General features: G+C 71.6%; 17 protein-coding genes, 1 tRNA gene and 1 other RNA gene. 5 read left to right on the top strand and 14 right to left on the bottom strand.

The features are described 5' to 3' along the window. Positions 1-83 precede the first annotated feature (83 nt). Positions 84-1,349: an aspartate kinase gene (locus tag ASF17_RS04735; protein WP_055795907.1), complete on the bottom strand. Its 1,266-nt coding sequence runs from the start codon at positions 1,347-1,349 to the stop codon at positions 84-86. A gap of 148 nt (positions 1,350-1,497) precedes the next feature. On the opposite strand from ASF17_RS04735, the gene ASF17_RS04730 reads away from it, so the two are divergent. After that, entirely contained in the window at positions 1,498-2,307 is an 810-nt protein-coding gene (locus ASF17_RS04730) for a DUF1206 domain-containing protein (RefSeq protein WP_082475074.1), read from the top strand. Between the two features lie 6 nt (positions 2,308-2,313). Here ASF17_RS04730 and recR read toward each other — a convergent pair whose 3' ends face one another. From recR to ffs, 7 genes are all read right to left on the bottom strand, one after another. Next, the gene (gene recR, locus ASF17_RS04725; RefSeq protein ID WP_055795905.1) at positions 2,314-2,913 is read right to left on the bottom strand and encodes a recombination mediator RecR; all 600 of its coding nucleotides are present in this window, start codon (positions 2,911-2,913) and stop codon (positions 2,314-2,316) included. Positions 2,914-2,915: 2 nt separating this feature from the next. Further along, entirely contained in the window at positions 2,916-5,276 is a 2,361-nt protein-coding gene (locus ASF17_RS04720; protein ID WP_055795900.1) for a DNA polymerase III subunit gamma and tau, read from the bottom strand. 125 nt (positions 5,277-5,401) lie between these two features. After that, a complete protein-coding gene (locus ASF17_RS15490; RefSeq protein ID WP_055795897.1) occupies positions 5,402-6,958 on the bottom strand; it encodes a pentapeptide repeat-containing protein in 1,557 nt (518 codons plus the stop codon). Then, on the bottom strand, positions 6,955-9,915 hold the full coding sequence (locus ASF17_RS04710; RefSeq protein ID WP_162236413.1) for a choice-of-anchor G family protein: 2,961 nt from the start codon (positions 9,913-9,915) through the stop codon (positions 6,955-6,957). The genes ASF17_RS15490 and ASF17_RS04710 overlap by 4 nt, the downstream gene beginning before the upstream one ends. Positions 9,916-10,019: 104 nt before the next feature. After that, positions 10,020-11,111 carry an HTTM domain-containing protein gene (locus tag ASF17_RS04705; RefSeq protein WP_055795891.1) on the bottom strand — a complete coding sequence of 364 codons (1,092 nt, stop codon included), beginning with the start codon at positions 11,109-11,111 and terminating at the stop codon, positions 10,020-10,022. Then, positions 11,108-11,974 (bottom strand): DUF5819 family protein, encoded by an 867-nt coding sequence (locus ASF17_RS15740; protein ID WP_162236412.1) that lies wholly within the window; start codon positions 11,972-11,974, stop codon positions 11,108-11,110. The genes ASF17_RS04705 and ASF17_RS15740 overlap by 4 nt, the downstream gene beginning before the upstream one ends. Positions 11,975-12,217: 243 nt before the next feature. After that, positions 12,218-12,314, bottom strand: an RNA gene (gene ffs / locus ASF17_RS15220) — signal recognition particle sRNA small type. A 54-nt stretch (positions 12,315-12,368) separates the two neighbouring features. Between ffs and ASF17_RS04695 the strand changes: the two genes are divergently transcribed. Further along, entirely contained in the window at positions 12,369-13,046 is a 678-nt protein-coding gene (locus ASF17_RS04695) for an SDR family oxidoreductase (RefSeq protein WP_055795886.1), read from the top strand. Between the two features lie 105 nt (positions 13,047-13,151). On the opposite strand, the gene ASF17_RS04690 is transcribed toward ASF17_RS04695, so the two are convergent. Continuing rightward, positions 13,152-14,345, bottom strand: a complete 1,194-nt coding sequence (locus ASF17_RS04690; protein WP_055795884.1) for an acetate/propionate family kinase — start codon at positions 14,343-14,345, stop codon at positions 13,152-13,154. Next, positions 14,342-16,483: a phosphate acetyltransferase gene (gene pta, locus ASF17_RS04685; protein WP_055798203.1), complete on the bottom strand. Its 2,142-nt coding sequence runs from the start codon at positions 16,481-16,483 to the stop codon at positions 14,342-14,344. The genes ASF17_RS04690 and pta overlap by 4 nt, the downstream gene beginning before the upstream one ends. A gap of 83 nt (positions 16,484-16,566) precedes the next feature. On the opposite strand from pta, the gene ASF17_RS04680 reads away from it, so the two are divergent. Then, positions 16,567-17,058, top strand: coding sequence for a GNAT family N-acetyltransferase (locus tag ASF17_RS04680; RefSeq protein WP_055795881.1), 492 nt, complete (start codon positions 16,567-16,569; stop codon positions 17,056-17,058). Positions 17,059-17,065: 7 nt separating this feature from the next. On the opposite strand, the gene ASF17_RS04675 is transcribed toward ASF17_RS04680, so the two are convergent. After that, positions 17,066-17,647: a DUF805 domain-containing protein gene (locus ASF17_RS04675; protein ID WP_082475071.1), complete on the bottom strand. Its 582-nt coding sequence runs from the start codon at positions 17,645-17,647 to the stop codon at positions 17,066-17,068. 131 nt (positions 17,648-17,778) lie between these two features. Continuing rightward, positions 17,779-17,863: transfer RNA gene (locus ASF17_RS04670), tRNA-Ser, on the bottom strand. A 100-nt stretch (positions 17,864-17,963) separates the two neighbouring features. Between ASF17_RS04670 and ASF17_RS04665 the strand changes: the two genes are divergently transcribed. Both ASF17_RS04665 and ASF17_RS04660 read left to right on the top strand, forming a co-directional pair. Further along, positions 17,964-18,335, top strand: coding sequence for an RNA-binding S4 domain-containing protein (locus ASF17_RS04665; protein WP_055795877.1), 372 nt, complete (start codon positions 17,964-17,966; stop codon positions 18,333-18,335). 152 nt (positions 18,336-18,487) lie between these two features. Then, the gene (locus ASF17_RS04660; protein WP_055795873.1) at positions 18,488-19,105 is read left to right on the top strand and encodes a hypothetical protein; all 618 of its coding nucleotides are present in this window, start codon (positions 18,488-18,490) and stop codon (positions 19,103-19,105) included. A gap of 9 nt (positions 19,106-19,114) precedes the next feature. Here ASF17_RS04660 and ASF17_RS04655 read toward each other — a convergent pair whose 3' ends face one another. Together ASF17_RS04655 and ASF17_RS04650 are read right to left on the bottom strand one after the other, a co-directional pair. Further along, the gene (locus ASF17_RS04655) at positions 19,115-21,052 is read right to left on the bottom strand and encodes a helicase HerA-like domain-containing protein (RefSeq protein ID WP_055795870.1); all 1,938 of its coding nucleotides are present in this window, start codon (positions 21,050-21,052) and stop codon (positions 19,115-19,117) included. A gap of 9 nt (positions 21,053-21,061) precedes the next feature. Beyond that, positions 21,062-21,808: a phosphatase PAP2 family protein gene (locus ASF17_RS04650; RefSeq protein ID WP_082475070.1), complete on the bottom strand. Its 747-nt coding sequence runs from the start codon at positions 21,806-21,808 to the stop codon at positions 21,062-21,064. Positions 21,809-21,811 lie beyond the last annotated feature (3 nt).

Raw genomic sequence — 21,811 nt, 5'->3', positions numbered from 1 at the left:
GGTGTCTCGGTGGTGCCGTGGGAAGGGGATCAGGAGGTGCGGTGCGGGCCGCGCCGCGCCTCCTCGGTCATCGACGGGTCGTGTCAGCGGCCGGTGCCGGCGTGGACGACGGCCTCGACGTCGCCGTCGAGCCCGAACGCCGTGTGGACCACGCGGAGCGCGTCGTTGAGGGTGTCGGCCCGGGTGACGACCGAGATGCGGATCTCGCTGGTGGAGATCATCTCGATGTTGATGCCGGCCTCGAACAGCGCGGTGAACAGCTGCGCGGAGACCCCGGCGTTGGTGCGCATGCCGGCGCCGACCAGGGCGAGCTTGCCGATCTGGTCGTCGTACTGCAGCGACTCGAAGCCGCTCTCGGCGCGCTCGGACTCGAGGGCCTGCAGCACGACGGCGCCCTCCGACTTCGGAAGCGTGAACGAGATGTCGGTGCGACTGGTGGACGCGGCCGAGATGTTCTGGACGATCATGTCGATGTTCGCCCCGGTCTTCGCGACCGTCCGGAAGATCTGAGCGGCCTTGCCGGGCACGTCGGGGACGCCGACGACGGTGATCTTGCCCTCGCTGAGGTCACCGGCGACACCGCTGATGATGGGCTCTTCCACGTTCTCTCCCTCTTTCGGGTTGACGACCAGGGTTCCCTCGTTGTTGTTGAACGACGAGCGGACGTGCAGGGTGACGCCGTGACGTCTCGCGTACTCGACGGCGCGGATGTAGAGCACCTTCGACCCCGCGGCCGCCAGCTCGAGCATCTCCTCGCTGGTGACGCGGTCGAGCTTGCGGGCCTTGGGCACGACGCGGGGGTCGGCGGTGAAGATGCCGTCGACGTCGGTGTAGATCTCGCAGACGTCGGCGTCGAGGGCGGCGGCGAGGGCCACCGCGGTGGTGTCGGAGCCGCCGCGGCCGAGGGTGGTGATGTCGCCGGTGCTGCGGTTGAAGCCCTGGAAGCCCGCGACGATGGCGACGTAGCCGGCGTCGAGGGCGTCGCGGATGCGCTTCGGCGTGACGTCGACGATGCGCGCCTTGCCGTGCTGGGCGTCGGTGATCATGCCCGCCTGGCTGCCGGTGTACGACCGCGCCTCGACGCCCAGGCTGCGGATCGCCATCGCGAGCAGCGCCATGCTGATGCGCTCACCGGCGGTGAGGAGCATGTCGAGCTCGCGTCCGCCGGGGATGGGCGCGACCTCGCTGGCGAGGTCGAGCAGCTCGTCGGTCGTGTCGCCCATGGCGCTGACCGCGACGACGACGTCGTTCCCCGCCTTGCGGGTCTCGACGATCCGTTTCGCGACGCGCTTGATGCTCTCGGCGTCGGCGACGGACGACCCGCCGAATTTCTGCACGATCAAGCTCACGGTGACTCCAGGAGAGGGGGACGGCGGTCGGATCGACGACGCGCCTGCGTCCGCCGATTCTATTCGGTGCCGGACGCGTGTGACGCACCGCTGCAGCGGCGCCCTGGCGGGACGGGCGGCGCCTCCTCCGCTCCCCTACGGTGGTCACATGCCCGAAGCCACCGAAGACGCCCGACGCACGACGAGCCGCCTGCAGAACAGCCGCGCCCTGACGACCCTCGCGCGGGTCGGGTTCGGCATGAACGGCGTGCTGCACATCCTGATCGGGGTCATCGCCCTGCGGGTCGCCTTCGGCGGCGGCGGCGAGGCCGACCAGGGAGGCGCGCTCGGGGAGCTCGCGTCGCGTCCCGGCGGTCAGGCGCTGCTGTGGGTCATCGTCGTGGGGCTGTGGGCGCTCGGCGTGTTCCAGATCCTCGAGGCGGCGCTCGTGCGCGGGTCCGACAAGGAGGACTGGGCGGAGCGGGTCAAGGAGGGCGGCAAGGGGGTCGCCTACCTGGCGGTGGGCTTCACCGCCTTCACCTTCGCTCGCGGCGGGTCGAGCGACAGCTCGGATCAGACGGAGTCGCTGAGCGCGCGTCTGCTGGCGACGCCGGGCGGTGTGGTGCTGCTCGTGGTGCTCGCTCTCGCGATCGTTGCGATCGGCGGCTACTTCGTGGTCAAGGGCGCTCGCCAGAGGTTCCGAGAGGATCTCGTCGTGCCGTCGGGCAGCGCCGGACGCGTGACGGTCGCCTTCGGGGTCGTGGGCTACGTCGCGAAGGGGATCGCCCTGATCGTCGTGGGCGTCCTGTTCGGGGTCGCGGCGGTGCAGGCCGATCCGGACGAGGCGTCCGGTCTCGACGGGGCCTTGAAGGCCCTGGCCGAGCTGCCCTTCGGCACGGCGGTCTTGACCGCGGTGGCCGTCGGCCTGATCGCGTTCGGTCTCTACAGCTTCGTCCGGGCGCGCCGCGCGCGACTCTGACGGTCTCTATTCGGAGACGAGTCGGCGACCCTCGAAGGCCCGGCCGAGGGTGACCTCGTCGGCGTATTCGAGATCGCCGCCGACGGGCAGCCCGGAGGCGAGACGGGTGACCCGCAGCCCGAACGGAGCGAGCATGCGCGACAGGTAGGTCGCGGTGGCTTCGCCTTCGAGGTTGGGGTCGGTCGCGATGATGACCTCCTGCACGGTGTCGTCGGCCAGACGCTGCACGAGCTGTCGGATGCGCAGGTCGTCGGGGCCGATGCCGTCGATGGGGCTGATCGCCCCACCCAGCACGTGGTACAGGCCGCGGAACTCGCGGGTGCGCTCGATCGCCTGCACGTCTTTGGCTTCTTCGACGACGCAGATGGTGGCCGGTGACCGGCGCGGGTCGCGGCAGATGGCGCAGGTGTCCTGTTCGGTGACGTTGCCGCAGATCTCGCAGAAGCGGACCTTGGTCTTGACGTCGACGAGCAGCTCGGAGAGACGTGTGGTGTCGAAGTTCTCGCTCTGGAGGATGTGGAACGCGATGCGCTGCGCGGACTTCGGACCGATGCCCGGCAGTCTGCCGAACTCGTCGATCAGCTCTTGGACGATGCCCTCGTACACGACTACTCGCTTCTCTGAGGCGTGACGCGGGGCGCGATCGTCTCTTCTTCGATGAACTGGGCGTTGAGGATCTCGCGGACGACGGCTTCGCCGTAGCGGGAGTTGGCGGGGATGCCCCGGCGCGGGTCGCCCGCGGCGACACGACGGTCGGGAGCCGATACCGAGGCGCCGGACGGGGCCGCGGAACCGGACGGGGCCGCCGCGGGCCGGCTGGAGGCGACGGGCTCGGACGCGGGCGCGGCGTCGAGCGGCGGTGCTCCCCCGTCGGGTTCTTCGGTGATGTGCTCGGGTTCGTCGGGCTCCGGCGGCGCGGCCTGCGGGATCGCCGCGACGTCCCACCCGGTGACGGGCGCGGGGGCTGCGGCGGGCGCGGAGCCCGGAGCAGCTGAGGAGCCGGCTGCCGGCGCGTGCTGACGCGGCCCCGTCGGCGGAACCGGCGCGGTCGTCGGTCGCCGAGCGGGCGCTGGGTCGGCCGGTTCGGGTTCGCGTGCGGCGGCGGTCGACGGGGGCGCGGGCGCCGGGTCGGTGGAGACGGCGGGCGTCGCGGCCGCCGGGGGCGCGTCGACCGCTTCACGGGCGGGGGCGGTCGGTCGGGTCGGAGCGCCCTCGACACGGGCGATGTACTTGACGGTGACGCCCAGCACGCTCTGGATCGCGCGACGGAGGTGCTCGCTGACTCCCTCGCCGGCACCCTGCGGCTTCTTGAAGTTCTCGACGTCGCTGGCGCTCGGGAAGGTGAGGGTGAGGACGTCGTCGGCGTAGGCCTGCACGGTCGCGGTGACGACGACCATCCAGGCGGTGCGTCGGGCCTTCTCGACCACTTCGACGATCTCGGGCCAGCTGTCGCGCATCTGCTGGAGAGTGACCGGCGCCACCGAGGTCGCCCGTTCGTCGGGGTCGGCGGGGACGCCGTCGGTCACGGGGGGCGTCTGGGCCCAGGCGGCGGAGTGGGCGGCCGCCGGAGCCGCGGGCGGTGTGGCGGCGCCCCAGGCCGCGGACGCGGTCGCGGCCACCGCGCCGGGTGCCGACTCGGGTGCTGCCGGGGTGTCGACCGCCGCCGCAGGAGACGACGTCGCGGGAGGCGCGGTGACGGGGACCGCCGGAGCCCGGGTCGGGCTCGGCTCAGCCCGGTTCGGCGTGGACGTGGGCGACGGCGCACCGACGGAGGTCTGCGGGCCGGGGCTCGACGAGACGGCGCCGTCGACGCCCACGCGCCGCTCGAGTCGTTCGACTCGGGCCAGGGCGCCCCGCTCGGTCTCGTCGGCCTCGGGGACGAGCACTCGGGCGATCATCAGCTCGAGGTGGAGCCGAGGCGACGTCGCCCCCGTCATGTCGGTGAGAGCGCGGTTGACGACGTCGGCGGAGCGGGAGAGCTCGGCGGCGCCGAACGAGCGGGCCTGATGCAGCAGCCGATCGAGCTCGTCGGCGGTGATGCCCCGCAGCACGGCCGAGGCCCCCTCGGCGGTCGCCCCGACGACGATGAGGTCGCGGAGTCTCTCGAGGAGGTCTTCGACGAAGCGACGCGGGTCTTGACCGGTCTGCACGACCCGGTCGACCGCGGCGAAGGCGGCGGCGCCGTCGCGCGCGCCGAGCGCCTCGACGACCTCGTCGAGGAGCGAGGCGTGCGTGTAGCCGAGGAGCGCCACGGCACGCTCGTACTCGATACCGCTGTCTTCGCTGCCGGCCATCAGCTGGTCGAGCAGCGACAGGGTGTCTCGGACGGAGCCGCCGCCGGCGCGGACGACGAGGGGCAGGACGCCGGGCGCGGCGTCGACCTGCTCGGTCGCGCTGAGCTGCTGCACGTAGTCGAGCATCTGCGCCGGCGGGACGAGACGGAAGGGATAGTGGTGCGTGCGCGACCGGATCGTGCCGATGACCTTGTCGGGCTCGGTCGTCGCGAAGATGAACTTGACGTGCTCCGGTGGCTCTTCGACGACCTTGAGCAGCGCGTTGAAGCCCTGCGGCGTGACCATGTGGGCCTCATCGAGGATGAAGATCTTGAATCGGTCGCGCGCCGGAGCGAAGATAGCGCGGTCGCGGATGTCGCGGGCGTCGTCGACGCCGTTGTGACTCGCCGCGTCGATCTCGATGACGTCGAGCGATCCGCCGCCGTCGCGGGCGAGTTCGACGCACGAGGGGCAGACGCCGCACGGGGTGTCGGTCGGGCCCTCGGCGCAGTTGAGGCACCGCGCGAGGATCCGCGCCGACGTCGTCTTGCCGCAGCCGCGAGGGCCGCTGAAGAGATAGGCGTGGTTCACGCGGTTCGTGCGGAGGGCCGTCCGCAGAGGATCGGTCACCTGCGTCTGACCGATGAGTTCGGCGAAGTTCTCTGGCCGGTAACGGCGATACAAGGCGGTGACCACGGGACCAGAGTAGTCGGGGCCACCGACAGCGGACGACTCGCGAGAGGGCCCCGTCCGCAGCTGCGGACGGGGCCCTCCTTCGGTGGACGTCGACGGCGCGGGTGGTGAGCCCGCGCCGTCATCGGCTACCGGATCCGACGCATCGTCGTCCCGATCCTGCTGCGGCGACGGGAGGCCAGCAGCATCCCGAGGCCGAGCACGAGGATGCCCAGACCGGAGGCCGCCCAGGGCAGGGCGTCCAGTCCCGTGTAGGCGAGCGTGGGACCGCCGGCGCTGGGGCTTCCGCCCGCTCCGACGACGCCACCCGCGCCTCCATCCGTTCCGACCCCACCGGCCTCGTCAGCCGAGGCGACGACGACGAACTGGGTGGTGTCGTTCTCCGGCAGCACCGTCGAGGACTCGCTGCCGGTCAACTCGACCCGGTGCAGACCCAGCTCGAAGTCGGCGGCGACGGTGAACGTGAACGTGACCGTCCCGTTCTCGTCCGCGATCTGCGCCCCGAGAGGCATCGGCGTCGAACGGATCACGGCGTCGACCTTCTCACCGGGGATGAAGTCGGTGCCGTAGACCGTCTGGACGACTCCGTCACCGCGGACGATGCGCTCGATCTGCACCGTGGAGGTGGTGATCTCCTGGTTGCCGGGGAGCGTGTCGGGCGTGGTGCCCGCCGTGTCGCTCGCCGAGGTGTCGGTGCCGGCGGTGTCGGTGGCGGTCACGTCGGTGGCGGTCACATCCGTGGCCGTCACGTCCGTGGCCGTCACGTCGGTGGCGGTCGCGTCAGTCGCGGTCACGTCCGTGGCCGTCACATCGGTGGCAGTCACGTCAGTGGCGGTGACATCCGTGCCGGTCACATCGGTGGCCGCGGTCACATCCGTGCCCGTCACATCGGTGCCCGTCACGTCAGTGCCCGTCACGTCAGTGCCCGTCACGTCCGTTCCCGTCACGTCAGTGCCCGTCACGTCCGTTCCCGTCACGTCCGTTCCCGCCACGTCAGTGCCCGTCACGTCCGTTCCCGCCACGTCAGTGCCGGTCACGTCGGTGCCGGTGACATCGGTTGCGGCGGTGACATCCGTGCCAGTCACGTCAGTGCCAGTCACGTCAGTGCCAGTCACGTCAGTGCCGGTCACGTCGGTGCCGGTGACATCGGTGGCTGCGGTGACATCCGTGCCAGTCACGTCAGTGCCAGTCACGTCGGTGCCAGTCACGTCGGTGCCCGTCACGTCGGTGGCGGCGGTCACGTCAGTGCCGGTCACGTCGGTGCCGGTGACATCGGTGGCTGCGGTGACATCCGTGCCAATCACGTCGGTGCCAGTCACGTCGGCGCCCGTCACGTCGGTGGCGGCGGTCACGTCCGTGCCGGTCACGTCAGTACCCGTCACGTCAGTGGCGGCAGTCACGTCAGTGCCCGTCACGTCGGTGGCGGCAGTCACGTCGGTGCCGGTGACATCGGTGGCTGCGGTGACATCCGTGCCAGTCACGTCGGTGCCAGTCACGTCGGTGGCGGCGGTCACGTCAGTTCCCGTYACGTCCGTTCCCGTCACGTCAGTGCCCGTCACGTCGGTGCCGGTGACATCGGTGGCTGCGGTGACATCCGTGCCAGTCACGTCGGTGCCAGTCACGTCGGTGGCGGCGGTCACGTCCGTGCCCGTCACGTCCGTTCCCGTCATGTCAGTGCCGGTCACGTCGGTGCCGGTGACATCGGTGTGCCCGTCACGTCCGTTCCCGTCATGTCAGTGCCGGTCACGTCGGTGCCGGTGACATCGGTSGCTGCGGTGACATCCGTGCCAGTCACGTCGGTGCCAGTCACGTCGGTGCCAGTCACGTCGGTGGCGGCGGTCACGTCCGTGCCAGTCACGTCGGTGCCAGTCACGTCGGTGGCGGCGGTCACGTCCGTGCCCGTCACGTCGGTGGCGGCAGTCACGTCAGTGCCCGTCACGTCCGTGCCCGTCACGTCGGTGCCGGTGACATCGGTGGCTGCGGTGACATCCGTGCCGGTCACGTCAGTACCCGTCACGTCAGTCGCGGCAGTCACGTCAATGCCCGTCACGTCGGTGCCGGTGACATCGGTGGCTGCGGTGACATCCGTGCCAGTCACGTCAGTGCCGGTCACATCGGTGGCTGCGGTGACATCAGTGCCCGTCACGTCGGTGCCAGTCACGTCAGTCGCGGCAGTCACATCAGTGCCCGTCACGTCCGTCGCGGCAGTCACGTCCGTGGCGGCGGTCACGTCCGTGCCAGTCACGTCAGTGCCGGTCACATCGGTGGCTGCGGTGACATCCGTGCCCGTCACGTCCGTCGCTGCGGTGACATCCGTACCCGTGACGTCAGTGGCGCCCGTCACGTCGGTGGCTGCGGTCACGTCCGTGCCCGTCACGTCGGTGGCTGCGGTCACGTCGGTGCCGGTCACGTCGGTGCCCGTGACGTCGCTGCCGCCGTCATCGGCCCGGACCAGGAGGGTGACCGAGTCGCCGGGCGCGAAGGGCGAGCCGCCGATCGACTGCTCGGCCGTGATCAGGTAGTCGCCGATCCCGACGTCGGCGACCGTGGTCGTCCACTCCCCGTCCTCGGCCGAAGCCGGGATCTCGCGGGCCGGCAGATCGCCGAACGTCACCCGCACGGTCGCGCCGGGCTCGGCCGATCCGCTGACGATGACGTCGGTCGTGTCGGTCGACGTCGGAACGACGACCGGTGTCGCCCCGTCGGGCGTCTCGATGACGACCGGATCGGTCAGACGCACGTCGATGAGGATCGTGACGGGAGCGGAGGGCTCTCCCCCGCCGGCCGGAGTCTGAGTCGCGCTCACCGTCTGGCCGAGACCCACGACGACGTCGTCGACGGGAACGGACCAGACGCCGTCCTCGTCCGCCGTCGTCTGAGCGATCGCGTCGCCGATCGTGACGTCGATCACGGCGCCGGGTGCAGCGAGACCGCCCACCGTCACCGTCGTCGTCGTCGCCGGGGCGAAGACGAGGAAATCGTCGCCGTCACCGGGAGCGTTGATCGTGAGGGCGTCGAGAGCCTGGGCGTTGACCGTGGAGCTCGCCAGGTCGATCACCGCACCCGACTGTCCGACCGTGCCGGGCAGCAGCGCGAGTCGCAGTGCCCGCACGGTCGAGGCGCCGGTGTCGGTTCCGTTCGGGTCGCGGAAGCCGGGTCCCGTCTGCGAGTTGACCCGCACGGAGACGATGCCGTTCACGACGTCGAGCAGCGGGCTGAGGACATCGCCGACCGCTCCGGTGAGCGACCCCAGGTCCGATGCGACGGCCGCGAGGGCTTCGCCGCCGATGACCGGCTCGAGCACCGGACGCGTGACCGAGGGGACGGTGCTCTCGACGACCGTCTCGACAGCGCCCCGCAACCCGTCGAGGATGCCTCGGACAGGCGACAGGAGCAACTCGACCGCGGGGTTCGCGTTCGGCAGGGGCGTGACGACCGCCGTCGCCTCGGGCGCCACCTGGCTGGTGCCCGCGAGGGCGCCGAGGGTGGTGTCGAGCGTGACGACGACGGTGGCGACGTCTGCCGTCACGGTGGGCCCCGTGATGGGGACGGAGACCGTCACCGCGGGCGTGGTCGTCACGACGACCGTCGCCTCGGTCGTGTCGAGGGCTCCGGTGATCGCGGTGTCCAGCGCCTCGGGCAGCGTCGTCTCGAAGATGCCGTCGAGGGCCGTCTGGAGCTCGCCGGCGACCAATTCGCCCGACAGCAGCTCGGTGTCGGGCCCGAGGCCGTTGAGCGTCTGCAGCTCGGCGACGTCGACGATGACATCACCGGTCGAGAGGTCGATCGACACCGGACCGTTGGTCAGCGGTGCTCCCAGCACCGGGGCCGTGGCCGTCGCGAGATCGACGTCGGCGGTGACGCTGGCCGTCGTGTTCCGCAGCGTCACGACGCCGAGGGGGGCCAGCGTGGTCTGCAACGGCGTCAGCACGGCTCCCTGCACGATCGCCGGCAGACTGCCGGTCGCCGTGTCGAGGTCGGAGTCGAGCGAGGTGATCGTCTCGGTCAGATCGGCGCTGAGGGCGGCGACGGCCGGGCTGTGCAGCGTGAGGCGCGCACCGTCGACCTGGTACTCGCTGGCGACGCTGTAGCCGTCGGCCGTCCGGGTGGCCGTCGCGCTCGACGAGAGCGCACCGAGCTCGAGCGACAGCTCGTCCGCGAGCCCCGACAGCTGCGCCTCCGAGAGGAACCGCGTGAGATCGAGCGAGGCCTGCTGCGCCGGCGACCCGTCGCCGACCCGGATGGCGCCGCTCTCGGTGATGAGACCCGAGGCGGCCGTGCTGCCCGTCGGGGTGGCCGCGCCGTACTGCGACGTGGCTCCGAGCTCGAGGAGCGGGTTGGCGCCGAAGAGCTCGACGTCGCCCGTCAACCTGAGGGCCTGCAGCGCGGTGAGGTCGAGGGGGTTCTCGACCGGCTCGGTCGCCGTCCCCGAGTAGGCCGAGTAGGCGCCCTTCAGGTCGGCGAGCGTGTCGACGTCGACGATGCCGCTGCCGCTGAGGAACAGCCCCTCCGCCTCGGTGACGTCCGGCGGAGCCGCCTGGGCGGGGACGACGGTCGCCGTGGCGACGAGCGTCCCCACGGCCAGGGCCGCCCCCCAGATTCCGATCGACCCCACGGGGCCGCGTCGCTTGATTCGTTGCACGGGTGCCTCTTCCTGGCGGGCGCGAGCCCGCCGCCTGATCCGACTCCCCCGGTGGTTGGCCGGGGGTGTGCTGTGGTGCTGTGTCTCGTCGTGCCGTCGCTCCGCTAGGTGATCGCGGGCGACGTCCGATCGCTCGGCGCGCCTTCGGGCAGCTCGCCGATCCCTCCCCTCGAACTCGAGAGACGGGCCCGCACGACGCCGACGCGGGCGGCGACGAAGGCCGCGGCGCGCTGGAAGGTGACCGTGCGGATGAAGATCATGTCGGCCGCGAGCATCGCGAGCGAGAAGAGCGGCAGCCCCATGAAGAGACCGATGCCGATGTGCATGGCGCTCACTCCGAGCAGTCCGACGACGCGGGTCCATCGGCGGAGGAGGAGGAACGGGAAGAACAGCTGCACGGCGACGGCGAACCACGTGGCGAACGCCACCAGCACGCCGTTGGCGGTCAGCAGACCGCTGAGAGCCGGCCACGGCGCGAAGCGGTCCACGTGCAGCGGGTAGTAGATCGCCGTCCCGTCGCGCCAGAGCTCGCCCTGCACCTTCGACAGACCCGCGATGACGTACACGACGAACAGCTGCCCCGCGACGGCCACCAGGGCCGCGTTGTGCAGCAGGGTCGGCACCCAGCCCGCCTCGGCGCGCACCCGGGCGATCAGACGCGATCGGGACCCGACGGCCTTGTGGCCCCGCGCCTCCCGACGTCCCCTCCGACGGGCGTCGAGCGACCAGACCCGCGACAGGTCGGCGAAGCAGAAGTAGAAGAGGAACAGCCGGACCGCGTTGTCGGTCTGATCGACCGCGATCGGGTTCGACGCGGTGAGGCTGGCGTACAGCCAGAGCGTGACGACGGCTGCGATCCGCCCGTGCCAGCCGACGAGGAGCGCCAGGGCCGACACCCCCAACGCGACGTAGCCGAACCAGAACGCCGGGCCGCCGGCCTGGGCCGCGGCGAACACCACGAACGGGAACCCCCAGTCCGACGATCGGCTCAGCGAGGCGGACCAGTCGGAGGCTCCGCCCCAGGTGTACGACGCCGTGCTGGCGTTGGCCAGCACGAAGAGCAGGATGCCGAGCCCGGTGATGATCCGGGCCGCGGCGACCCCGTACAAGGCCTTCTCACCGTCGAGGAACCACCAGTCGAGCCGGCCGACGAGCCGCACCCAGGAGGCGCGGGTCGCCTCCCCGACGGCGCTCACGAGCGTCCTCCGCGCCCGTACAGCACGTCGACGGCACCCTGGTCGAGGGTCGAATCGGGCAGCGGCGAGCGCCACCCCGTCGTCACGAATCGGAACTCGGGGTTCGGAGCCGGATCGGCCCTCTGCTCGAACGGCGTCACGGGGGTGATGCGGACGCGGACCTGCACGTCGTCCACCTCGCCCCACTGCGCGACGGCCACGGCCGAGGCGACCCGGTTCAGCGCCTCCTCGTGGTCCAGGTACGACCGCACGGCGACGTCGCCGGCGTCGGAGGTCGCCGCGATGTCGGCGGCCAGCTCGGGGCGCCAGTCGTCGAGGTCGAGATCCTGACCGACCGCGGGCTTCGCCCCGTCGCCGAGCGCTTGGAAGGCCCGGAAGTACCCGCGAGCGAGCGAGAAGTTCGTCAGATACGTCCGTGAGGGCACCAGGTGGTGCGTGACGCCGTTGGCGATGTCGCGATCGGTGACGGTGAACCAGTCGGTGGCCTCCGTCTCGCCGCTCGGCAGCGCCCGGACGTCGAGTGAGATGTCGCTCGAGACGGGCTCGGGGGCGAAGACCGACCAGCTCTGCCGGAAGAACGGCAGCATGTAGCCGCGGAGGTTCTCGTCGCCGACGGCCGCACGGACGGGATTCGACGCGGACGACCACAGCAGGGTCGCCCCCAGGTGCCCGACGAGCAGCACCACGACGAGGCCGAGGGCCGCGTGGGCGACGCGGGGGTGCCGTCGGTCCGAGCGCGGACGGGTTGGCGGCGTCGGGAGGGCGTCGTCCGGAGAGGGCGAGGCGGGTCCGACGACGATGGTCGGCGCGGAGTCGCCCGGGTCAGGGGTCGACGAGGCGTTTCTGATCCTGTGCGACGTCACGGTCGCGGTCCTCTCGGGTCGATCGATCTCGTCCCGCCGTGGTGAGGGGCAGGACAACCGGCTCTGGTGAGGGGCCGGAACCGCGCCGTGGTGAGGGGCACGTGGTCGACGTGGTTGGCGTCGACGTTGTGTCATCTTATGGTGTCGCGGACGAGATCCGCACCCCACGAACAGGGGCGGGCGTCGATCGGTCCGTCGCGCCGACCGGCACGCGGCGACCGACGGCCCCGAAGCCCCCACAACGGAAAAGACCCCTCACGCACCCGCCAGAGCCCGGTTACCCTTGCTGCATTTCTGCCCTGGGGGAGTTGGCCTGGATGGCGCCACGTGAGGGGCCTCGTCGAGTTTAGCGGCAACTGAGTGCCGACCGCGACCCGAGGTGTTCCCTGGAGGCATGAGAATCGTCATCGCCGGAGGACACGGCAAGATCGCCCTGCTCCTCGAACGCCGACTCGCCGACGCCGGGCACGATCCCGTCGGCATCGTCCGAAACGCAGACCACACCGCAGACCTCGAGGCCTCGGGCGCTCGCGCCCTCGTGCTCGACCTCGAGAAGACCGACGTCGACACCCTCGCCGGCCACCTCGACGGGGCCGACGCCGTCGTGTTCGCCGCAGGCGGCGGCGGTGGCAGCGGCGCCGAGCGCAAGCTGACCATCGATCGAGACGGTGCGATCCTGCTGGCCGACGCCGCCGAGAAGGCCGGAGTCGGGCGCTACGTGATGGTGTCCGCCATCGGCACCGACGACTTCGACCCGGCCCGAGCCGAGCTCCCCGCCGAGAACGACGACGACGTGTACCAGGTGTACATGCGCGCGAAGAGCGAGGCCGACTCCGATCTGCGGGGTCGCGACCTCGACTGGACGATCGTCCGCCCCGGTGGCCTCACGGACGACGCCGGCACCGGTCTCGTGACCGCCGCCTCGACCGTCGAGCGGGGAACGATCCCCCGAGCGGACGTCGCCGAGATCATCGCCACGGCGCTGATCGAGGGCACGGCCGTGCGGACCCAGTTCGAGGTCGTCTCGGGTGACTCGACCGTCTCGGACGCGCTGGCGACCATCAAGTACTGACCCGCGCCTCCCCGGTCGACCCCGGGAGACGACGGAGGGCCCCGGAGGCGCGTGCTGCGCCCCGGGGCCCTCGCCGTATCGGGATGGCCGACCCCGGTGACCCCGCTAGACGAGCGCGGCCGACTGCCGGGCGATCTCGAGCTCCTCGTTCGTGGGCACCACGAGGACCTTCACGCGCGAGTCGTCGGGCGAGATGAGACGCGCCTCGCGCGATGACAGCTCGTTGCGGTCGTCGTCGACCCGGATGCCGAAGAACTCGAGCCCCGCGAGGGTGCGGCGCCGCAGCAGCGCGTTGTTCTCGCCGACGCCGGCCGTGAAGACGACCGCGTCGAGCCCGCCCAGCTGAGCGACGTAGGCGCCGATGTAGTGGCGCAGCCGGTGCCGGTAGACGGCGAGCGCGGCTTCGGCCACGGCGTCGCCTCGGGAGGCGCTGTCCTGCACGTCGCGCATGTCCCCGCTGCCCGTGAGACCGAGCAGACCCGAGCGCTTGTTCAGCAGGGTGTCGAGCTCGGCCACGTCGAGCCCGGCCTCGCGATGCAGATGGAACACGGCCGCCGGGTCGATGTCGCCCGAGCGCGTGCCCATGACGAGGCCCTCGAGCGGCGTCATCCCCATGCTCGTGTCGATCGAGCGCCCTCCGTCGATGGCGGCGGCGGATGCGCCGTTGCCGAGATGGAGGACGATGGTCTTGAGCTCGGCGAGCGGGCGACCGAGGAACTCGGCGGTCTTCTCGCTGACGTACTTGTGCGACGTGCCGTGGAACCCGAACCGGCGCACGTGATGGCGCTTGGCGAGGTCGGCGTCGATGGCGTACGTGTACGCGGCCGGAGCCAGCGTCTGGTGGAACGCCGTGTCGAAGACGGCCACGTGCGGCACATCGGGGAACGCCTTCTTCGCCGCCTGGATGCCCTGCAGGTTGGCCGGATTGTGGAGGGGCGCGAGGGTCGAGAGGCGATCGATCGCCTTCTCGACGTCGGCCGTCACGACGGTCGCCCGATCGAACTCCTCGCCGCCGTGGACGACCCGGTGCCCGACCGCGACCGGCGGGTACTCGGCGAACGACGGCCCGTGCGACTCGAACGCGTCGAGCATCGCGGCGAAGCCGGCGGCGTGGTCGGCGATCGGCTGCGAGTCGTTGCGGGTCTCGTCGCCCGTCACCTCGTTGCGGTGCCGCGTGGACCCGACGCTGTCGCCGATGCGCTCGACGAGACCGCTCGCGAGCGTCCGCTCGCCGTCGAGCTCGATCAGCTGGTACTTGAACGACGACGAACCGGAGTTGACGACGAGGACTGCGCTCACGAGGGGTTCCCTTCGGGGGTGGGGGCGACGGCCGACGCGCTCTGCGTCCCCGCCTGGATCGCCGTGATGGCCACGGTGTTGACGATGTCGCCGACCAGCGCACCGCGCGAGAGGTCGTTGATGGGCTTGCGGAGCCCCTGCAGGATCGGCCCGATGGCGACGGCGCCGGCGCTGCGTTGGACCGCCTTGTAGGTGTTGTTGCCGGTGTTGAGGTCGGGGAAGATGAACACGGTCGCCCGCCCGGCCACCTCGGAGTCGGGCATCTTCGCGGCGGCCACCGTCGGGTCGGCGGCGGCGTCGTACTGGATCGGCCCCTCGACCAGCAGGTCGGGTCGGCGCTCGCGGACGAGAGCGGTCGCGGCGCGGACCTTCTCGACGTCGGCGCCCGAGCCGCTGTCGCCGGTGCTGTAGCTGAGCATCGCGACCCGGGGCTCGATGCCGAACTGCTCGGCGGTCTGCGCCGACGAGATGGCGATGTCGGCGAGCTGCTCGGCCGTCGGGTCGGGGATGACGGCGCAGTCGCCGTAGACGAGGACGCGGTCGGCCAGCGCCATGAGGAACACGCTCGACACGACTCCGACGTCGGGGAGGGTCTTGATGACCTCGAACGCCGGTCGGATCGTGTGGGCCGTGGTGTGCTTGGCGCCGGAGACCATCCCGTCGGCGAGACCGAGCTTGACCATCATGGTGCCGAAGTACGACACGTCGGTCACGGTGTCCATGGCCATCGACGCCGAGATGCCCTTGTGCGCGCGGAGCTTCGCGTACTCGGCGGCGAAGCGCACCTGCAGACTCGGATCGAACGGATCGAGCACCCGGGCGTCGGCGAGGTCGAGGCCGAGCTCGGCGCCCCGCGCGCGGATGGCGGTCTCGTCGCCGAGCAGGGTGATGCGGGCCACGCCGCGCTGGAGCAGGGTCGAGGCGGCCCGCAGGATGCGGTCGTCGTCGCCCTCGGGCATGACGATGTGCTTGCGAGCACCCCGGGCGCGCTCGAGCAGCTGGTACTCGAACATGAGGGGCGTCACGACGCCGGAGGGGCTGACCTGCAGGAGGCGCATGAGCTTCGCACCGTCGACGTGCTTCTCGAAGAGGGCGAGCGCCAGGTCGTACTTGCCGGAGGAGTCGGCGGCCAGGCGGCCCCGGGTCTGCGTGATGGCGAGCGCGGTGTCGTACGTGCCCATGTCGTTGTGGGCGATCGGCAACGGGCTGTCGAGGCCCGCGATCAGCCGGTCGACCTGCGGCGCCATCTCGAACCCGCCGTTCAGCACGATCCCCGCGAGCGAGGGGAACGTCTCGGACGCGTGGGCGAGCACGGTGGCCACGAGCACGTCGGAGCGGTCGCCCGGGACCACGACGATCGCCCCCTCGGTCAGGCGGGGCAGCACGTTCTCCATCGACATCGCGGCGACGACGACGCCGACGGCCTCGCGGTCGAGGAGGGCCTCGTCGCCTCGGATCATCGTCGCACCGGTCGCGGACAGCACGGCCCGGACGGTCGGGGCGACCAGGAGGCGGTCCTCCGGCAGAGCCCAGACGGGCACGTCGGCCGCGGGCGACCCCGCGAGCGCCTCGCCCACCCCGGCGACGACCTCGTCGAGGCGATCGGGATCGACGCGGTTCGCGATGACGCCCAGGAGGCCTGCGTGCTCGCTGCGGAGCTCGGCCGTGGTGACCTCGGCGACCTGACGCATCTCGGCCCCGGTGCGCGCCGCGCCGCCGTCGGCGCTGCGCCCGCCCAGCACGAGCAGCACGGGGGCGCCGAGGTTGGCGGCCACCCGCGCGTTGAACGACAGCTCGGTGGGGCTGCCGACGTCGGTGTAGTCGGAGCCGATGACGACGACCGCGTCGCACTGCCGCTCGACGGCCGCGAACCGGCTGACGATCGTGGCCAGCGCGGCGTCCGGGTCGGCGTGCACGTCGTCGTACGTGACACCCACGCACTCGTCGTAGTCGAGGTCGACGCCGTCGTGCGCGAGCAGCAGTTCGAGCACGTAGTCGCGCTCGGCGGTGGACCGGGCGACGGGCCGGAACACCCCCACCCGGCCGAGCTCGTGACTGAGCGTGTCGAGCACGCCCAATGCGATCGTGGACTTGCCGGTGTGGCCTTCTGCGGACGTGATGTAGATGCGAGTCGACACGACGACCACCCTAGGGCGGCCGGCTCCGAGGCGGCGGTGAACCCGGCCTCCGAGACCCGCCCCGCGCCTCCTAGGCTGTCGGCATGGAGATCCGCACCGCGACCGAATCCGACCTCCCGGGCGTGCTCGAGATCCACGCCGACGCCGTGGCCCGATCGACCGCCATCTGGACCGACGAGCCGCCGACCCTCGACGGTCGACGGACCTGGCTGACGAGCCATCAGGAGGCGCGGTGCACCGCGATCGTCGCCGTCGAGGGCGATCTCGTGGTCGGCTACGGCAGCTACGGCCCGTTCCACGCGAAGGACGGCTACCGGCACACCTGCGAGAACAGCGTCTACGTGCGACCGGGCCACCAGGGCGCCGGCATCGGCCGAGCCCTGCTGACCGAGCTGATCGAACGCGCCTCCCACGACGACCTGCACGTCATGGTGGCGCTGATCGAGGCCGGCAACGAGGCCTCGGCCCGACTGCACCGCTCGCTCGGATTCGACGACGCGGGCGTTCTGCGCGAGGTCGGCACGAAGTTCGGCCGGTGGCTCGACCTGCGCTACATGACCCGCCCGCTCGGCTGACCGGTCCTCAGTCGCGGGGCCTGTCGAAACGTGCGCCCCCGGGCTTGGACGGCAGCAGGGTCATGACGAACACGGCGAGCGATCCGAAAGGCACCAGGTAGAGGAACTGGAAGAACCCGCTCAGGTCGACGTCGTGGAGACGTCGGGCCGTCAGCGAGAGGGACCCGACGAGCACCGTCAGCCACAGAGCGAAGTTGAGGATGACGAGCGGGACGAAGATCGCGAGGGGCGGGTCCGAGACCGGCTGACCGCTGGCGTCGACCGTGCTGCCGATGGACGCCACGAGCCCCGTCGCCATGATCAGGACGAACGTGACGACGCCCTGCGCGAGGGCGAACCACCAGTACTCGCTGCGGCTGGCGCGACCCGAGTAGTCGAAGAACTTGCGGAAGAAGCGCGACACCGCCGCGGTCAGGGGCGCCCCGTACCAGGGTGCCCAGAGCGGCGGGGTCCCGCTCGTCGCGGACTCCCCCGGCTGCGGCTGATACGGCTGCGCCTGGTAGGGCTGCGGAGCCTGGTCGTGGGGCTGCGGCTCGTGAGGCTGCTGCTGCCCGGGCTGCTGCTGTGCGGGCTGGTGCGGATCGGTCATGTCGGTTCCCCCCGGTTCGGTGACTGATGGGGATCACGCTAGCGCGCCTCGTGCCGTCGGGCGCGCCTCCGGTCCGAGCACGCGAAAGCCCCCGACGTCGTGACGACGCGGGGGCTTCTCGGGTGCTGCGGCGGAGGATAGGGGATTCGAACCCCTGAGGGCTTGCACCCAACACGCTTTCCAAGCGTGCGCCATAGGCCACTAGGCGAATCCTCCAGGAGGCGCACCGGAGACCGGCGCGCGACCTCGACCACTCTAGCGGATGCCCGCCCCGGCTCGTGACGGAGCCCGGAGCGTCTCGTCGTAGCATCGACCCATGGACCCCCTCGCCTCGTGCCGCGTCGACGCGTGGTTGTGGGCGGTGCGCATCGTCAAGACGCGATCCGCCGCCACAGCGGCATGCCGAGCCGGTCACGTGAAGGTGGGCGGCGAGCGCGTCAAGGCGGCGCAGGCCGTGCGACCGGGCGACGAGGTGCGGGTGCGCCTCGGCGGCGTCGAGCGCATCCTCGTGGTGCGGCTGTGCCTCGTCAAACGCGTCGGCGCGCCCGTCGCGGCATCGGCGCTGGAGGATCTCACTCCCCCGCCCCCGCCTCGTGAGGAGGTCGCGACCGTCGCCGTGCGGGACCGCGGCGCCGGCCGCCCGACGAAGCGCGAGCGGCGTGAGCTCGAGAAGCTGCGCGATCGCTGACCGGACCCTCGGGATCCGCACGGATCGGTCGGTCCAGGCCTTCCCCCTCCTCTAAGATCGAGGGTCTGACGACGTCCACCGGGGGGCGGTGTGCCGTCTTCGCGACGCCGACGAGGCGGCTACGACGGTGTCGTCGATCGAGGGGTGATCCGATGCCGAGAGGCGAGAGAGACGCGTACGACGTCGTCGTCGAGCCACGTCGCACGCTGGCGACGAACGCTGTCCTCACGAGCCTCGCCGCCCTCGTGCCGGTGGGGGTCGCGCTGCTGTGGCTCACCTGGTCGTCGGGTCTGTGGCCCGTGGTCGTGGCGCTCGGTGCCGTCGCCGGCGTGATCGGCCTCGTGGCCCACCGCCGGTACCTCGACTCGTTCGCCGCCCTCGACGCCCAGCACTTCGTCAAGCGCGGCTGGCTGCCGGGCTTCGTGCGGGTGCGCCGCGACCGCATCGCCGAGGTCGTCGTCGTCAGCTCGTACGTGCCGCACTCGACCGACGTCGTGCTGCAGCTCGTCGCCTTCGACGCCGTCGGCGTGCGCCTGTTCCGCATGCGGGGCCACTACTGGCCCGACGAAGCGATCATGACCGTGCACGACGCCCTCGGCGCAGCCTCGACCGTCGTCACGAAGCCCGTGTCCCTCCGCGATTTCTATCGCGCCTATCCGCATGCCCGGTACTGGTACGAGGGCCGACCCGGCGTGTCCATGCCGATCGTCGCCGCACTGTTCGCCCTCGCGACGGGTGCCCTCGTGCTGGTCTACGGCAGGCTCGCCTGACCCTGCGGCTCAGCGGCGTCGCAGGGTGCCGAAGATCCCCTTGACGACCTCGCGCACGACGGCCCGTCCCATGCTCGATCCGAGGACGTCGCCGAGGACTCCTCCGCCGGAGCCCGGCGAGGTTCGCGGACCCGAGGAGGCGCTGGTCGTCGACGAGCGCCCCGCCCGTCGTGTCGCGGCGGTCCGCTCGGCCCGCTCGAACTCCTTCTGCTGACGCTCGTACTCGGCCTGGGCCGCCTTCCGCTCCCGTTCGGCGACGGCGGCGGCCTTCGCGTCGGATCGCTCTCGGGCGGCGGCCTCCTTGAGGCCCGCGTCGATGGCGGCCTGACGGGCCGCCGCGTCGCTCCGCTCGCGCGCGACCAGGGCGGCCGCCTCGAGCCGGCGAGCCAGCATCTCGCGGGCCGAGTCGCGGTCGAGGGCGGCCCCGTAGACGGACTGCAGGGGCGAGGCCGCGACCGCGGCGGCCATCACGTCGGGCGGGGTCGGCGACATCGATCCGCGCGGCGCGCGGACGCGGGTCCAGGCGACCGGGCTGGGCGCCCCCTTCTCGTTCATGACGGTGACCACCGCCTCCCCGATGGCCAGGCTCGTGAGCACCTCGTCGAGCTCGTACTCGCTCGTCGGATACGTCGAGACGGTCGCCCGCAGCGCCTTGGCGTCGTCGGGCGTGAACGCCCGCAGCTGGTGCTGGACCCTCGAGCCCAGCTGCGCGAGGACGTCGGCGGGGACGTCCTTCGGCGTCTGGGTGACGAACACGATGCCCACGCCCTTGGAGCGGATCAGCCGCACGGTCCGGGTGATCTGCGCCGTGAACTCCTTCGAGGCGTCGGCGAAGAGCAGATGCGCCTCGTCGAAGAAGAAGACGAGCTTCGGCCGGTCGAGGTCGCCGACCTCGGGCAGGTCGTTGTAGAGGTCGGCGAGCAGCCACATCAGGAAGGTCGAGAAGAGCGCCGGGCGGTCGTGCACGCCGGGCAGCTCGAGCAGACTGACGACGCCTCGGCCGTCGGCGGTCGTGCGGAGGAACTCGGCGGTGTCGATCTCGGGTTCGCCGAAGAACGCGTCGGCCCCCTGATCGGCGAACGTGATGAGCTCGCGCAGGATGACCCCGACGGTGGACCTGCTGAGTCCGCCGAGCCCGTCCAGCTCGCCCTCGCCCTCGTCGCTCGTGAGGTGCACCAGCACGGCGCGGAGGTCGGCCAGGTCGAGCAGGGGCAGACCCGCCTGCTCGGCGTAGTGGAACACGAGCCCGAGACTGGACTCCTGCGTGTCGTTGAGGCCCAGCACCTTCGCGAGCAGCAGCGAGCCGAACCCGCTGACCGTCGCCCGGACGGGCACGCCCGTGCCGATGCCGCCGAGCGCGAAGTACTCGGTGGGTGCGCCCTCGGGCGACCAGTCCTGCCCGATGCCCCTCGTCCGCTCGAGCAGCTTGGCGCCGGACTCGCCCGGGGTGGCGATGCCCGAGAGGTCGCCCTTGACGTCGGCCGCGAACACGGGGACGCCCGAGGCCGACAGCTGCTCGGCCATCACCTGCAGCGTCTTGGTCTTGCCCGTGCCGGTGGCACCGGCCACGAGCCCGTGACGCGCGAGCATGCCGAGGGGGATGCGCACCGGGACGTCGGCGAGCGGGTCGCCGTTGACGAGCGCGCCGAGCTCGAGGGCGGGACCGTCGAACGCGTATCCGGTGCGGACGGCGTCGACGGCGACCGCCGAGAGCGGACCCGACGACGCCGTGCCTGTCGAGGCCGTACCGCTCGAGGCCGTACCGCTCGAGGCCGTGACGGTCGAGGCCGTGCCGGTCGAGGCCGTGCCGGTCGACGGGGCCCCTGCCGCATCCGCTGCGAGCCGCTCGGCCCGGGCGAGCGCCGCCTCCGCGTCGTGCTTCGCCTTCTCGGCGGCGGCGACCGCCGCGGCGGCCTCCGCCCGGGCCTGTTCGAGCGCGTCGGTCATGGGGTCAGCCTAGGCACCCGCGGAGCCCGAGGGCCCGCCGACCGGCTCGGCCGTCCGGTGCTGCCACACCCAGCCGCGTGAGCGGACGCGCTCCTGCTCGGCCAGCAGCCGGTGGGCGACCGGAGCCCAGAGGACGACCGCCACGCCGGCGCCGATCAGCAGCCCCCCGATCGTGTCGGTGAGCCAGTGGGCCCCGAGGTAGGTGCGGCTGAGGAGCATCGCCACCGTGTAGAGCACGCCGACCACCCAGACCCACACCCGGCGGAGGATGACGCCGAGCACGACGGCGAGGGTAGCGGCGTTCGCCGTGTGACCCGACGGGAACGAGCCGTAGTCGCTGACGACCATGATGTCGGCCGGCCGGGCGCGACCGAATGCGTGCTTGATGACCTGGACCACCCCGGCGCTCAGCGCGCAGGCGGCGATCCAGTACAGGGCGGCCCACGACCGCCGCCGGAGCAGCAGCACGGCCGCCACCCCGAGCGGGACGACGAACACGCCGATCACGCCACCCCCGATCGAGTTGAAGATCAACGACGGGACGTCCCAGAAGGGGTTCCGGTGCTCGACGAGCTCCCCCATGAACTCCTCGTCGACCGTGATGGCCCCCGACCGGGCCGTGATGACGATGCCGAGCAGCAGCACGACGCCGATGGCCCCGAGCGCGCTGAACACCCACCACCGGCGTTGCACGCGTCGCGCGACCCGCTCTTCGGACGGCGAGGCGGGCTTCGGAGCGAGGGGGTCGGTGCGCATCCC

Source organism: Frigoribacterium sp. Leaf263 (assembly GCF_001422285.1).
Lineage (GTDB): Bacteria > Actinomycetota > Actinomycetes > Actinomycetales > Microbacteriaceae > Frigoribacterium.
Note: the sequence above shows the minus strand (reverse complement) of the source record. Positions and strands in the feature narration are given on the sequence as shown.